Origin of the sequence: Capnocytophaga sputigena, assembly GCF_002302495.1 — a bacterium.
Taxonomy (GTDB): domain Bacteria; phylum Bacteroidota; class Bacteroidia; order Flavobacteriales; family Flavobacteriaceae; genus Capnocytophaga; species Capnocytophaga sputigena.
Map to the genome: position 1 here is coordinate 1310343 of NZ_CP022379.1, position 14966 is coordinate 1325308.

Below are 14966 nucleotides of genomic sequence, written 5' to 3' on the forward strand. Positions count from 1 at the left end.
AGGGTGGCAACCTAAAAGGAGTCTAGAAGAAAATGTATGAAACTTTGTAAATAAAGAACATAATGACTGAAATAGGGAAAATATTATATTTTTGTAATGAGAATGCCTTTATTACTTATAAAAGAAGAATATTACCTTTAAAAAGACAATTTAAGGATATAAAAATTGAAGAGTTTGATCCTAAAAAACCTAATTGTGCTGATGTTTTGATACTTCAGGCTATACCTAATGATACAGATATTTTTAACAATATTATTAATAAGAAATATAGTAAGTATGTAGTATATGATCGTTCAGATGATTTAGGAGGAGTTATCAATCCTCCTTTCATACGAAAAACTATATGGCAACTACTCTCATTTATTAAAAATAAAACACATCCTAGCATTCTCCATAAAGAACTAATTAAAAAGTGTGATTTGATTGTTTGTGGCAGTAAAATGCAAGCAGAGACAGCTAAGAGTATTAACCATAATATTAGTCATATAGTCGATTGTGTGCCTGAAGAAGAGTATCCTTTGCTGTATGATTTATCAATACAAAAATCATATAATGAAGTCCCTACCATAGTATGGGAAGGTACTAACGCATCAATGCATCAAATAAAGGTAGTACTAGATGCATTAAAAGCATTACAAGAGTTACATAATTTTACCTTTATAATACTGTCTAACAGATATAATAAAAAAGATGAAGACTTTATTTCTTACTTAAAGAATAAAGGATTGAATTTTACTTTTGAGGAATGGACTAAAGAAAACTTTAAAAAAACATTGACAGAGGCAGATATAGCTATTGCCCCTATAGATGTAACAAAGAAGTTTAATAGGGCTAAACCCTATAATAAGATTATTTCTTATTGGGCATATAAACTACCTGTAGTAGCATCCTCAATTCAATCATATAAAGAAATTGTAGAACAAGGGGCTGATGGTTTTATATGTGAAAATCAAGGAGAGTGGATAGCATCACTTTCTGCATTATTAACAGATATATCTTTAAGAAAGAGAATGGGAGAAAATGGCTGGATGAAAGCTAAAGAATGTTCTGAAGAAAATTTTGCTAAAAAATACTTAGAAATATTAAATGAAAATTTTTGTAAAAATTCTTAGCTATATAAAAAATCCTACTTACTTATATCAAGTATTTGGGCAGCTCAGTTCTCAGCTTTTAGGTTTTTTGTTGGGAATGTTTTTGGTGCGTATTGCTGGTGTAGAGGTCTCTGGAGGCTATAATTCCCTACTCGCTATTATGAACATGTCTATAGGTATGATCTATAGCGGAATCCTTACCAATTATTTGAGAAATGCCATCGTAAAAGATTATTTTTTAGCTCTTATAACTTTTATAACTGCTACATTTGTCCTTTTTTTGTTACTTTTACCTGTTTTCTTATTCTTAGGATATAATTTTATAAATCTTGTATATATATATATAATTACTCTTTTTATAAACTTTATACAAATAAGTGTATATTCACTTCGTTTAAGAAGAATGGATAATAAGGTTTTTTTGCCTAATGTTTTACCTGTAGGATTACTTATAATAGCTTTGTTTGCTTTTAAACCTACTTCTTTAATACAATTTCTATATTTAGCATTAGTGTCGTGGGGAGTTTCCTTGTTTTTTGTATGGAATAATTTGAGACACATAAGCTTAGGTAAAATAACAACGAACAAAATATGGAACTATATTAAAGATTCAAAAATATTAATGCTTACAATGCTGATGACACTACTATATGGAAACTTAGATACAATCCTTATCAAGTATCTAATGGGTGATTCATTAGTAGGGTATTACAAAATAGCAATGTCTCTCACTATGTTTGTGATGCCAGCTATAGGAATTTTTTGTTTTATCTATTTGTCAGAAATTAAAAATTATATAGAAAATAATGATTACAAAGCTTTACTACAAAAACGCAAACAACAGCTGTTTTTAATACTTTTCATAACAGTGCTTTTTAGTTTATTCTGTTTGTGTTTTAATAGGTACATTATACCATTTCTGTATGGAGTGACCTCAGATAAAACAGTATGGGCATCAGTTATATTGTCATTTTCAGTAATGTTTAATGCTTTGTCAATGGTCAATTCATACACCTTAGTGGGAATGGGTAAGGAGCATAAAATACTAAAAATTACCTTTATTGCAGGAGGGGTTAATGTTGTTGGCAACTTACTACTCATTCCTTATATAGACATATTGGGAGCCGCCTTGGCTAGTGTTCTTACACAAATATTTATTTTTGTATATAATAGCTATGTTGTAAGAAAAGAATTAGAAAGCGTTTAAATATTTTTTAATCATGTGTGGAATTTATGTAACAAACATCCCCTATTTAGAAGAGGAAGTTGAAAACAAACTAAGGTCTATCCATTTTAGAGGCCCCAATAATATGGGGATAGAAAAAATAGATGAAGTAACTTTAGGACATTTGCGCTTGTCTATTTTAGATTTAGAAAAACGCTCTAATCAACCTTATAATTTTGGAAAATACACTATTGTTTATAATGGTGAAATATACAATTATAAGCAAATACAAAGTGAATTAGTGTCTGAAGGCTATTATTTTGAAACTACTAGTGATACAGAAGTACTTATTAAAGGATTTGACTGTTGGGGGAAAGAAATTCTCAAAAAATTGAATGGTATGTTTGCTTTTGCTATCTATAATACTGAAAGCAAACAACTATTTTGTGCTAGAGATAGAGTAGGAGTAAAACCTTTTTATTATTTTTGGAAAGAAGGGAAATTTGAAATATGCAGCCAGTTACGTCCTTTATTCAGTAAAGAATTAACAGTTTCTAAAGAAGCTATTGCTATTTATTTAGATTGTGGTTATATTCCCAGTCCTTATACTATTTTTGAAGAGGTGTATAAGCTGTCACCAGGGCATTATATGCTTATAGATACTATCGAGAAAACCAAAGTGATAGAGACATATTGGGATTTACAGCCAGTAACTCTTACCAATATGAGTTATGCAGAAGCCAAGGATAAGTTGCATGAACTAATAAAAGATGCTGTAAAAATAAGAATGCAGTCTGATGTACCCTTAGGTTCATTTTTGTCAGGAGGTATAGATTCAGCATTAGTATCAGCCATTGCAGCTAAAAATTCTGATAACCCCATCAACACCTTTACCATTGCCTCAGAGGACCCTCAATATGATGAAAGCAAGGTTGCAAGACAATATGCAGAACTTATAGGCAGCCATCATAAAGAAACTACTTGCAAACCTGAACAGTTTCTGGAAATGCTTGCAGACTTTAGAAGGGCTTATGACGAACCTTTTGCTGATAGTTCAGCATTACCATCGTTATTACTTAACAAAATAACAAAACAAGAGGTAACAGTAGCTCTTTCAGGTGATGGAGGCGATGAGAGTTTTATAGGCTATTCACACTTTGTGATTATTGATAAGTTTAGAAAGCTATCTTGGATACCTTACCCTATACGCAAACTGCTAAGTAAAGTTCCTTTTCATTGGTTTACAGGTTCAATGCCTCATACTATTAGGGAAATACTAAACTCAAAAGATGAGAATGAATTAGCTGTGAAGTTTTATATCTCATTAGATACAATTAACAAAAAAAGAGACTTGAGGTGGTTAGACAAGCATTATAGCAGTTTTAAACATCATTCAAAAGATGCTTTGCAACGTGCCGCTGATTTGAATATTAAATTGTGGTTAGAAAATGATAGCAATGTAAAGGTAGATAGAGCAAGTATGGCATTTTCGGTAGAATCACGCAGTCCATTTTTAGATTATAGAATTATAGAATTTGCCAGAACACTGCCTATATCATATCGTTATAAAGATGGGATAACAAAACGAATATTGAAGGATATTTTGGAAGAATATATTCCGAGAGAAGTATTCACTCAACCTAAAAAAGGTTTTTCTATTCCATTAGAGAAATGGTTACGCAATGAATTGAAAGCTGATGTATTACAAAAGTTAAATGATACTTTCCTTTACTCTGTCCCCAATTTAGATGTTGAAAAATTTAAAAAAGAATTATATTTGCATCTTCAGGGCAAGCGCAACTATGTATTCAATATTTGGAAAGTGTATGTATTAGCCTTGTGGTGTGAAGAGTTTGAAATTTCATTACAAAAATAAAAGAAAATGAAAATATTAGTGATAGGATCTTTTAAATGGTCACAATATGCTCCTGCAATTTACAATGGCTTTATACAAGTAAGTGAAGAATATAAAAATTTAGAAAACAATTGGCAGGTAGAAAAAATTGATTATGAGGATTTTTTGTATACTAATAAAAATAAATTGACCACATTTCTTAATAAAGTACAGAATAGGTTTCATATAGGTATTAATATCCTAAAATATAATCGCACTATTCTCAAAAAAGTTGAGAGTTTTGATCCTGATTTTATTTTTTTGTATAGATGCTATTCTGTACACACCAATACATTAAAAAAAATAAAAGAAAAAACTAATTGCAAAATTTTTTCGTATAACAATGATGATGCTTTTAGTGGCGTCCCCTCTAAGGCATACTATAAACATTTTATAAAAAATGCTTTTTTATGTGATATAAACTTTGTATACAGAAAAAAAAATATTGAAGATTTTAAGAAAATAGGAATTACCAACACTAAAATATTATTACCTCACTATCTGAGTTCTTTTAACTATAGATTAGAAGAAGTGGAAAAAGATATCCCTATAGCATTTATAGGGCATTTTGAGAACGATGGTCGTGACTTTTTGATAAAAAGTTTATTAGAGGCAAATATTCCTGTAGTGGTTTATGGCGATGACGCTTGGAAAAAAGCTCCTTTATATAACGAAATTAAAGAATCTATATTTCCTGCAAGAAGAGGAGAATATTATAATAGAACACTTAACAGACTAAAAATAGCCTTAGTATTTTTCTCAAAAATCAATAGTGATACCTATACACGCCGATGTTTTGAAATTCCTATAACAAAAGCTGTAATGCTCAGCGAATATACTGATGATATGAATGAAATGTTCCCAGAAGGAGAAGCTGCGCTCTACTTTAGAAACCCTACAGAGTTAGTAACTAAGGCGAAATATTTGTTAGACAATCCTGAGAAAGTAGCTCAACTCGCTGAAAATGCTTGTGAAAGATTAAAAATATTAGGCGGTTCTGAAAATGATAGAGCTAAACAAATAGTAGAAGAATATTACAAACTAAAATAATTAAAGAATGGAAAAACTACTCTTTTCAATATGTATACCCAGTTATAATAGGCCACAGGAACTAAAAAATCTACTCCAAAGTATTGATTTTTCAGAACCTGAAATAATGGAAATTGTAATTTGTGAAGACAATTCCCCTCAACGAGAAGAGATAAGAAAAATAGTTGAACAATTCAAATCCACAACTCACTATAAAGTTGTTTATGTAGAAAACATAGAGAATTTAGGATATGACAGAAATTTAAGAGCTCTTATAAATACTGCACAAGGGAATTTTGTTATTTTTATGGGAGATGATGATACTTTTATTCCTAATGTATTAGATAGTTATGCTCCATTTCTCAAAGAAAGATTGGAATATGGTTACATTCTCCGTTCTTATAGAAATGTTTATAAGAATGGGCAAATAGAGTATTTCCAATACTTCCCAGAAAATAAAGACTTTACTCCTTCTGCAGATACTTATATAACATTATTTGATAAGAGCGTTTTTATCTCGGGGTTTACGATCAATCGTAAATTTGCAAAAGAATTTGAGAACACAATTTTTGATGGTTCATTATTATATCAATTATATCTTTTAGCTGAAGTAACTCAAAAATACCCAAGTGCTTATTTTCATCAACCCCTTACTCAGGCAACAGAGGGAGGTACTCCTTTTTTCGGTTCAAGTGAGACTGAAAAAAAACTTTATACTCCAGGAACTATTACCACTCAAAATTCACTCAATTTTATGAGTTGGTATTTAAAAATTATTAATTATATAAGTGATAAATACAAGAATGGTACTGCAGATAAGATATTATTGAATATGTCAAAATATTCATATCCAGTATTAGCTATCCAGCGAAATAAAGGAAGAAAGCAATTTAAAATGTACGCAAGAGAATTAGCCAAATTAGGATTCAATAAAAGTGCTTATTTCTACATTTATTATTGGTCTCTTTTTTTGTTTGGTACTCGTTTTAATGATTCTTTGATTCGTACCCTAAAAAAAATAATAGGAAGACGCCCTAAATTATAAATTCAGAAGAAAAATAATATAAATAACGAGAGTTCGATATAAAAGAACATTGATTTACAGTTTTGTATCATAATATATTTACAAAATAATTGACCGTCAGGTGAAAATTTGTGAGATAATATAAAGTAAAGTGTTTTATACACTCCCAAATTTGTGAAATTCGTGGGAGATTTAAAATCTTTTCGTGATTGTTAAATAAATACTTACACCGAACTGACATTAAATAGGACAAATTGCAAAATATATAGAATAAAATGCCGTATAGCTATTTACTTTCTATCTTTATAAGATTACTAATATACACAATAGTAATCTTGTACTCTTCTTTTGAAGAATCTCCTGAAATGTTACTATCATTAGCGATAGTAGCAAACCTTTCTATTATCTTCAAAACTTATAGAAGTTTGCCTATACTATTGATGTTTTTGTTTTTCCTTACATATATAGTCAATTTGATCCCTTTCTTTTTTGCAGGAGAATATATATTTCCTTACCGTCCTACAAAGGGCTTTTACGAAACTTTGCAAATACATACTATTTTTTTATGTATCTTAGATACTTTTTTACGCCCTATTAAAAAAAGATTGTACATAAACGAAAAAATTCCGCAAACTGAGAATGTCTTTTTGTATTTATCTCTATGTGTCTTATTCGTTTTTTTCCTCATTTTTGGTATAAGAGGGGACACTGTATTAGATACAGGGGGATATGGACAAAAAGGAGATACTACTGGTCTAGGAGGATTGGGAGAATATTTTTTAATACTCATCCCTTTGCTCTATATGTATAGTGGTAAAAGTTATGTTATGAAAAAGGTTGTTCATATCCTAATGTTGCTAATGGGTATAAAACTATTGTTATATGGAGGGAGAATTGGAGTGCTGATGATGGGGTTATTATATCTCATATTTTATTACGATACTCGAAAAAATCATATATCACTTTTTAAGATTTTGTGTTACGCTATTCCTGTTTTATATATTTTTGTACTGATAGGTGCTATCAGAGGAAATATTGCTTTAGCATTAACATCTTCTTGGGGCGAACTTTTGCTTTTACCCTTTAGAGGAGACCTTTTAAAAACTCATATAGAGTTTTTTGGTAATCAGATCGATATTTTCTATTCCTCTACAATACTCAATCAGGCTGCTTTATCTGATACACTAAGTATATATACACGTTTAGAAATGTTTTTCTATAATGTCCTTTCTTTATTTGTACCTTATTCTTGGTTGCCTGAAAAAGCTGCTGTGGTATCTTATATCCAAAAAAATATAGCTAGCACAGGAGGAGGGGCTCTTATCAGTGCTTATTCTTTCTTTTTCCTTTCATACCCAGGAATAATTCTTATAGGTTATTATATTGCTTCTCTAATCAATAAGTTACAAAAAAGTAAAAATTTACATTTTATACTTTATTGTATTATAGTCTTAGCTACCTACCCTCGTTGGTTTGGATATAATATCATAGGATTATTCAAAATTCCCTTTTATATTGTCATACTATATGCAATAATAAAACGATTCTCTAAAATAAAAATAACACTTTTCAATGCGAATACTCATAGATAATTCTAATCTTTTTGCTGGAGGAGGTATACAAGTTGCTACTTCTTTCCTAAATGATTTAAAAACTTTTAACAAGGAACATCTGTATTGGGTGCTCCAATCCCCTCATAGTACTAAAACTATTGATACTGCTACTTTCCCTAAGAATTTCGTGTTCTATGATATTCCTGAGAAAATTTATACAGCTAAACTAAAAAGAAGCAAGTTTGTAAAAAAAATAGAAGAAGAAATCAAACCTAACGTTATTTTTACTACTTTTGGACCATCATATCACAAAAGTAATTTTCCTAAAATAGTAGGCTTTGCTTTTGGACAAATGCTCTATACTAACTCTCCTTTCTATAAGCAACTTTCTCTTTTACAGCAACTGAAATATAAACTGCTCATTTTCTTAAAGAAAAAAGCTTTTATAAACAATGCCGATGCCTTAGTGTTCGAAACAGAAAATGCAAGGCTTATTTTTAAGCAAAAAACAGAATATAAAAAGGATACTTTTACAGTGCATAATACCCTTAATGCTGTTTTTAGCAAAAGGGAGGAATGGCAAACATTACCTATTGAAAAAACTCAACTGGATATTTTATGCCTTACAGCTAATTATCCACATAAAAATTTGCAGATCATTCCTAAACTTATAAATGAAATTCAAAATATAGATCCTGAGTTAAACTTTAAAGTACATATTTCGCTAAAAAAAGAAGACCTAAATTTTAATGACAAGTATGATAGTTACATCAACTATTTAGGAAATGTACCGCTAAACCAACTGCCCTCGTTATACCAACAAATGGATGTGCTACTAATGCCTTCCCTATTAGAAACTTTCTCTACCACTTATCTAGAGGCAATGGCAATGAAAGTACCTATAGTTGCTTCAGATATGCCTTTCTCAAGAGATATTTGTGCAGAGGCAGCTTTGTATTGTAGCCCTTTGAAAGCCGATGAGTATGCAGAAAAAATCCTACTACTGCACAACAATATAAGTGTAAAAAATGAACTTATTCAAAAAGGAGAGCAAAACCTAAAACGTTTTGGAACAAGTATGGATCGAACAAAAAAATATATAGAAATTATAGAACAGATAGCAACAAATAATGGAAATAAAAAATAAAACCCTTCTTATCACAGGAGGAACAGGATCTTTCGGAAATGCTGTATTACAGCGTTTCCTCCCTACCGATTACTTCAAAGAAATACGCATTTTTTCACGCGATGAAAAAAAACAGGACGATATGCGCCACGCCTTGCAAAACCCTAAAGTCAAATTCTATATAGGCGATGTACGTGATAGATCCTCTGTAGATATAGCTATGACAGGCGTAGACTATGTCTTCCACGCCGCTGCCCTCAAACAAGTACCTTCTTGTGAGTTTTTCCCTTTAGAAGCTGTCAAAACAAATGTGTTAGGCACAGAAAATGTGCTAAACTCTGCTATCGCCCATCAAGTCAAAAATGTAGTCGTTCTTTCTACCGATAAGGCTTGCTACCCTATCAATGCAATGGGCATCTCCAAGGCAATGATGGAAAAAGTAGCTATCGCCAAAGGTCGTCAGTTAGGCGAAAATGCTGTAACAACCATTTCCTGTACTCGATATGGCAATGTAATGGCTTCTAGAGGCTCTGTAATCCCTCTATGGATAGAGCAAATGAAAGAAAACAAAGTCATCACCCTAACCGACCCTAATATGACCCGTTTTATGATGACTTTAGCCGATGCTGTAGACCTCGTCCTATATGCTTTCGAAAATGGACATAACGGCGACCTTTTCGTGCAAAAAGCTCCTGCTGCTACACTTACCGTATTAGCCGAAGCTCTAAAACAACTCTACAATAAAAATACTGAAGTAAAGATTATAGGTACCCGTCACGGCGAAAAATTGTATGAAACCTTAGTCGCTCGCGAAGAAATGGCTCGCGCTGAAGATATGGGTAACTATTTCCGCATTCCGTGTGATACTCGCGACTTAAATTACGACAAGTATTTCAAAGACGGGCAAGAAAAAGTCTCTCTCATCGAAGACTACCACTCTCATAACACCACCCGCTTAAGCGTAGAGGAAATGAAATCTCTATTGTTAAAATTAGACGAAATACAAAACGATATACAATGTTTGAAGTAAAAACCATACAAGGAGAAATATTTACAGACCACCGAGGACAAATAAGTTCTCTAAACAACTTTGTCTTTGAAGGGGTCGAACGTTTTTATTTTATCCATCATCCCGATAAAAATGTAGTACGTGGTTGGCACGGACATCAGCACGAAAAAAAATGGTTTTACTGTGTGAAAGGTTCTTTTACTATTGCCTTAGTACAACCCGATGATTGGGATAACCCCTCTACTAACCTACCAGCTGATATTATCCAGCTTAGCGAAAAAGATAGCAAAATACTTTGTGTACCCGAAGGCTATGCAAATTGTATCAAGGCTGGCGAAGACAACAGTATTCTATTAGTTTTTTCTGGAAAACGAATCCCCGAAGCCTACGAAGATAGTTGGCGATACGATAGTCATTTATGGGTAGATTGGAAAAAATATTAAGCAATGAAAAAAATAGGTATTACAGGACAAAAAGGTTTTATAGGAAGTCATTTGTACAACTCACTCCAGCTTTTCCCAAATGAGTTTGAATGTCTCCCTTTTGAGGATGTTTATTTTGAAAATGAGGATACATTAGCACTGTTTGTAGCTCAATGTGATGTGATAGTGCATTTGGCAGCTGTCAATCGTCACGAGAGTGAACAAGTACTTTATGATACAAATGTCGCTCTTACTCAAAAGCTCATAACAGCACTTAAAAAAACTGAAAGTAAGGCACACGTTTTCATATCTTCCTCCACTCAAGAAGAACGTGAAAACCTTTATGGAAAATCTAAACGTGTGGCGCGTGAGCTCCTAAATGAGTGGGCTAAAAATTGCGGAGGAAAAGCTAGTGGTCTCATCATTCCCAATGTGTTTGGTGCTTTTGGTAAGCCGTTTTATAACTCGTTTATTGCAACTTTCTGCTATCAACTCACTCACGGACAAACGCCCACCATCGCTACCGATGCTGAGGTAAACCTCATTTATGTACAAGAACTCATATCACTTATCATAGACGAAATTCGCGCTGAAAGAAGTACTCCTGCTTTGGAAGTAACTCCTACAGCTACTAAAAAAGTCTCAGAAGTATTAACACTTTTGGAAGGTTTTAAAATGTGCTATTTAGAGAAAGGTGAAATTCCTGTACTTAGTAATGCTTTTGAACACAACTTGTTTAATACATTTCGCTCATATATAGATCATAAGAGCCATTTTCCTGTCAAACTCACTCAACATACCGATGATCGTGGAGCTTTCGTAGAAGTCATTCGTTTAGGAATTGGAGGTCAGTGCTCTTTTTCCACCACTCATCCGCATATCACTCGAGGCAATCATTACCACACCCGCAAGATAGAACGTTTTACAGTTATCAAAGGAAAAGCCTTAATTCAGTTGCGAAAAATAGATACTCAAGAAGTATTAGATTTCTATTTAGATGGCAACGAACCTGCTTATGTAGATATGCCTATTTGGTACACTCACAACATTACCAACATAGGAAATGATGATTTGTACACTATCTTTTGGATCGATGAACCTTATAACCCCGATAATGCCGACACTTATTTTCTAAAAGTATGAAAAAATTAAAAGTAGTAACCGTAGTGGGCACTCGCCCCGAAATTATCCGCCTATCTCGTGTCCTCGCAGCCTTAGATGCTTCTGAGGCTATAGAACATATCATTGTGCACACTGGTCAAAATTACGACTATGAGCTCAATCAAATCTTTTTTGAAGATTTACAACTTCGCAAACCCGATTATTTCTTAGAAGCAGCAGGTAAAACTGCTACCGAGACCATTGGTAACATCCTCATTAAAATAGACCCCGTATTAGATGAACTCCAGCCCGATGCCTTTTTAGTGTTAGGCGATACTAATTCGTGCCTGTGTGCGATTCCAGCTAAGAAAAAACATATACCCATTTTCCATATGGAAGCAGGCAATCGCTGTTTCGACCAACGAGTACCCGAGGAAACTAATAGAAAAATCGTAGATCATATTTCCGACATCAATCTCACCTATTCAAGCATTGCCCGTGAGTACCTCCTCAGAGAAGGACTTCCTGCTGATAGAGTTATCAAAACAGGCTCTCCTATGTATGAAGTACTACACCACTATCTACCTGAGATCCAAAAATCAAAAGTGTTACAAACTTTAGGTTTAGAGGAAGGTAAATTCTTTGTAGTATCAGCCCATCGCGAAGAAAATATCAATTCCGAAAAAAACTTTACTAACTTGATGAATGCTCTCAATACAATCGCCGAGCAGTATCATTACCCCATCATTGTCTCTACTCACCCGCGTACTCGCAATATGATAGACAAGAAACAAATAGCAATGCGCCCCGAAATACAATTCCTAAAACCTTTAGGATTTCACGATTACAATGCTTTACAACAGAAAGCTTATGTAGTACTAAGTGATTCCGGTACGATTTCAGAAGAATCTTCTATACTGAATTTTCGCGCCTTAAATCTTCGTGAAGCTCACGAACGTCCTGAAGCAATGGAAGAAACCTCTGTAATGATGGTAGGTTTATCGCCCGATCGCATTATGCAAGGACTCACACAAGTATTGCAACAACAGATAGGCGATCAGCGCAACTATCGCCCTGTAGCCGATTATTCAATGCCTAATGTATCAGAAAAAGTAGTGCGTATCATCATTTCTTATACTGATTATGTAAAAAGAGTCGTTTGGCAAGAAAATATATAAGTATGAAAACGAAGAGGATTTTGTTTATTGTAGATGACTTTCTGCCCCATAGTACAAAAGTGGCAGCAAAAATGATGTTCGAGTTAGCTACATCTTTTAAAGAAAAAGGGGTTGCTGTTAGTGTATTAACCCCTTTGCATACATTGAAAAAAAGTTTTGAACAAAAAGAAGTACAGGGTATTGATACCATTTTCTTTAAATCTGGTAAAATAAAAAACATTCCAAAAATAAAGAGAGCTATCAATGAGTCTCTGTTATCCTATAGAGCGTGGAAATATTGCAAAACTTTCTTTAAAACTAATCATTTTGATGCGATAGTCTACTATTCCCCATCTATATTTTGGGGAAAACTCATATCAAAACTTAAAAAATTGTACAATGCTAAAACCTATTTAATATTGAGAGATATCTTTCCTCAATGGACTATAGACAATGGACTGATGAAGAAAGATTCCCTTATTCACAAATATTTCAAGCATTTTGAATGTATTAATTATAAAAATGCCGATTGTATAGGAGTGATGTCTGAGGCTAATTTGAAATGGTGTCAAGAAAATTTTGAAAATTCTGAAAAATTCGAAGTATTGCCTAACTGGACAAGAATAGCACCTATCTTTTATCAATCAAATAAATATAGAAAAGAATTACGTTTAGAAAATAAGATAGTCTTTTTTTATGGAGGAAATATAGGGCACGCCCAAAATATGATAAACTTAGTAGATTTAGCGATTGCTATGAAACCTTTTTCCAAAGCTCATTTCCTCTTTGTGGGAAAAGGAGATGAAGTAAGCTTAATATTAGAAAAACAGAAAGAATACGATTTAACTAATGTTACTTATTTACCAGCAGTAGATCAAGATGAGTATTTTCAAATGCTTTCAGAGTTTGATGTTGGGCTTTTCAATCTTCACCCTAATCATTTAACTCATAATTTCCCCGGTAAACTTTTAGGATATATGGAGTATTCTAAACCCATTTTAGGTTGTGTAAATAAAGGTAATGATTTAAAAGAAATTATCAATGAAGCAAAAGCAGGGTTTATTTTTGAAAATACTGATAAAAGAGAACTTTTTATAGCTGCACAACAATTATTACAATCAAAAGAATTACGAGAAAGAATGGGAAATAATAGTTTTAATTTGTTAAATCAAAGATTTAATGTAGAAACTATTCAAAATCATATAGAAAAAAGTTTATTTAAATAACCCCTTCTTTTATTTCTAGAAATAAATCACTATATTTGCAACCTAAATATCACTCATCTTGGCTACACACACCATACATCTAAAAAACAACAAAACCTACACTTGTGAAGAGAATACCTCTTTGTTACAAGCCGCTTTGGATAGTGGTATTGCTTTGGAATACTCTTGTCTCAACGCCCGTTGCAGCAGTTGCCGTGTGAAAATACTTGAGGGTGAGGTAGAGAATTTGCAAGATGAACAAGTCCTTACCGCAGAAGAAAAAGCAGCAGGCTATGTACTCTCGTGTAATGTAGTACCTAGATCAGAAGTAGTACTGGATGTAGAAGACTTGGGAATAACGTTGCCTAAACCACAAGTAACACCTTGCAAAATCAATAGCATTACAGCCGTAGCCCCACATATAGCAGAAGTAGTCTTACGCTTGCCCCCTAAAGTCGATTTTCAGTTTTTAGCAGGGCAATATATAGATATCATCAGAAACGGACAAAAACGCAGTTATTCTATCAACCATAGCCAATGTGAAGGCAATGAACTAAGATTGTTTATCCGCAATTATGAGGGAGGTTTGTTTAGTCAGTATTGGTTTAGCGAAGCCAAAACCAATGACCTTTTGCGAATGGAAGGCCCCTTAGGCACCTTTTTCTACCGCAACAATCCCGCTTGTGAAGAGATTGTATTGCTAGCAACAGGCACAGGGATTGCACCTATCAAAGCAATACTCGATCAATGGCAACAACAACCCGAGCAAGTAAAAGGTAAAAAAATATGGTTACTTTGGGGAGGAAGAAAAAAAGAAGACCTCTTTTGGCAACTTGAAACAACACTACCTAATTTCACCTATATCCCCGTACTCACTCGCGAAGACGAGTGGCAAGGAGCTAAAGGTTATGTACAGGAAATAGCCCTACAACAACCTATCCATTGGCAAAAAGCACAAGTATATGCTTGTGGTAGTGAAGTGATGATACAAAGCGCTCAAAAGCTCCTCTCTCAACAAGGACTAAAAGAAGAAAACTTCTTCGCTGATGCCTTTGTTTAACCCATCAGCGCAAGCTGAAACATTCGTGTTAATTCGTGCAATTCGTGGGCAAAACCCCATCAGCACAAGCTGAAACATTCGTGCAAATTCGTGCAATTCGTGGGCGAACCCCCATCAGCGCAAGCTGAAA

At 33.3% G+C, this 14966-nt stretch carries 13 protein-coding genes; all 13 read left to right on the forward strand.

Going from position 1 to position 14966, the window contains the following annotated elements; all coding sequences use genetic code 11:
* Positions 1 to 62: 62 nt before the first annotated feature.
* The 13 genes from CGC57_RS05665 (at position 63) to CGC57_RS05725 (ending at position 14836) form a co-directional block, all read left to right on the forward strand.
* Positions 63 to 1112 carry a glycosyltransferase gene (locus tag CGC57_RS05665; RefSeq protein ID WP_095898328.1) on the forward strand — a complete coding sequence of 350 codons (1050 nt, stop codon included), beginning with the start codon at positions 63 to 65 and terminating at the stop codon, positions 1110 to 1112.
* On the forward strand, positions 1087 to 2298 hold the full coding sequence (locus CGC57_RS05670) for an MATE family efflux transporter (RefSeq protein WP_095898329.1): 1212 nt from the start codon (positions 1087 to 1089) through the stop codon (positions 2296 to 2298). The genes CGC57_RS05665 and CGC57_RS05670 overlap by 26 nt, the downstream gene beginning before the upstream one ends.
* A 13-nt stretch (positions 2299 to 2311) precedes the next feature.
* A complete protein-coding gene (asnB, locus tag CGC57_RS05675; protein WP_095898330.1) occupies positions 2312 to 4132 on the forward strand; it encodes an asparagine synthase (glutamine-hydrolyzing) in 1821 nt (606 codons plus the stop codon).
* A 6-nt stretch (positions 4133 to 4138) separates the two neighbouring features.
* Positions 4139 to 5200, forward strand: a complete 1062-nt coding sequence (locus tag CGC57_RS05680; RefSeq protein WP_095898331.1) for a glycosyltransferase family protein — start codon at positions 4139 to 4141, stop codon at positions 5198 to 5200.
* A 7-nt stretch (positions 5201 to 5207) separates the two neighbouring features.
* Positions 5208 to 6224, forward strand: coding sequence for a glycosyltransferase family 2 protein (locus tag CGC57_RS05685; protein ID WP_095898332.1), 1017 nt, complete (start codon positions 5208 to 5210; stop codon positions 6222 to 6224).
* 344 nt (positions 6225 to 6568) lie between these two features.
* Positions 6569 to 7795 carry a hypothetical protein gene (locus tag CGC57_RS05690; protein ID WP_232034039.1) on the forward strand — a complete coding sequence of 409 codons (1227 nt, stop codon included), beginning with the start codon at positions 6569 to 6571 and terminating at the stop codon, positions 7793 to 7795.
* Positions 7776 to 8903: a glycosyltransferase gene (locus CGC57_RS05695; RefSeq protein ID WP_095898334.1), complete on the forward strand. Its 1128-nt coding sequence runs from the start codon at positions 7776 to 7778 to the stop codon at positions 8901 to 8903. Before CGC57_RS05690 ends, CGC57_RS05695 begins: the two co-directional genes overlap by 20 nt.
* Complete coding sequence (locus CGC57_RS05700; RefSeq protein ID WP_095898335.1) at positions 8887 to 9912, forward strand: polysaccharide biosynthesis protein; 1026 nt, start codon at positions 8887 to 8889, stop codon at positions 9910 to 9912. The genes CGC57_RS05695 and CGC57_RS05700 overlap by 17 nt, the downstream gene beginning before the upstream one ends.
* On the forward strand, positions 9900 to 10334 hold the full coding sequence (locus tag CGC57_RS05705) for a WxcM-like domain-containing protein (protein WP_095898336.1): 435 nt from the start codon (positions 9900 to 9902) through the stop codon (positions 10332 to 10334). The genes CGC57_RS05700 and CGC57_RS05705 overlap by 13 nt, the downstream gene beginning before the upstream one ends.
* 3 nt (positions 10335 to 10337) lie before the next feature.
* Positions 10338 to 11456 carry a polysaccharide biosynthesis C-terminal domain-containing protein gene (locus CGC57_RS05710; RefSeq protein ID WP_095898337.1) on the forward strand — a complete coding sequence of 373 codons (1119 nt, stop codon included), beginning with the start codon at positions 10338 to 10340 and terminating at the stop codon, positions 11454 to 11456.
* Positions 11453 to 12592, forward strand: coding sequence for a non-hydrolyzing UDP-N-acetylglucosamine 2-epimerase (gene wecB / locus CGC57_RS05715; RefSeq protein ID WP_095898338.1), 1140 nt, complete (start codon positions 11453 to 11455; stop codon positions 12590 to 12592). The genes CGC57_RS05710 and wecB overlap by 4 nt, the downstream gene beginning before the upstream one ends.
* A 2-nt stretch (positions 12593 to 12594) precedes the next feature.
* Positions 12595 to 13797, forward strand: coding sequence for a glycosyltransferase family 4 protein (locus CGC57_RS05720; protein WP_095898339.1), 1203 nt, complete (start codon positions 12595 to 12597; stop codon positions 13795 to 13797).
* A 58-nt stretch (positions 13798 to 13855) separates the two neighbouring features.
* On the forward strand, positions 13856 to 14836 hold the full coding sequence (locus tag CGC57_RS05725) for a 2Fe-2S iron-sulfur cluster-binding protein (protein WP_095898340.1): 981 nt from the start codon (positions 13856 to 13858) through the stop codon (positions 14834 to 14836).
* The last annotated feature ends 130 nt before the right edge of the window (positions 14837 to 14966 follow it).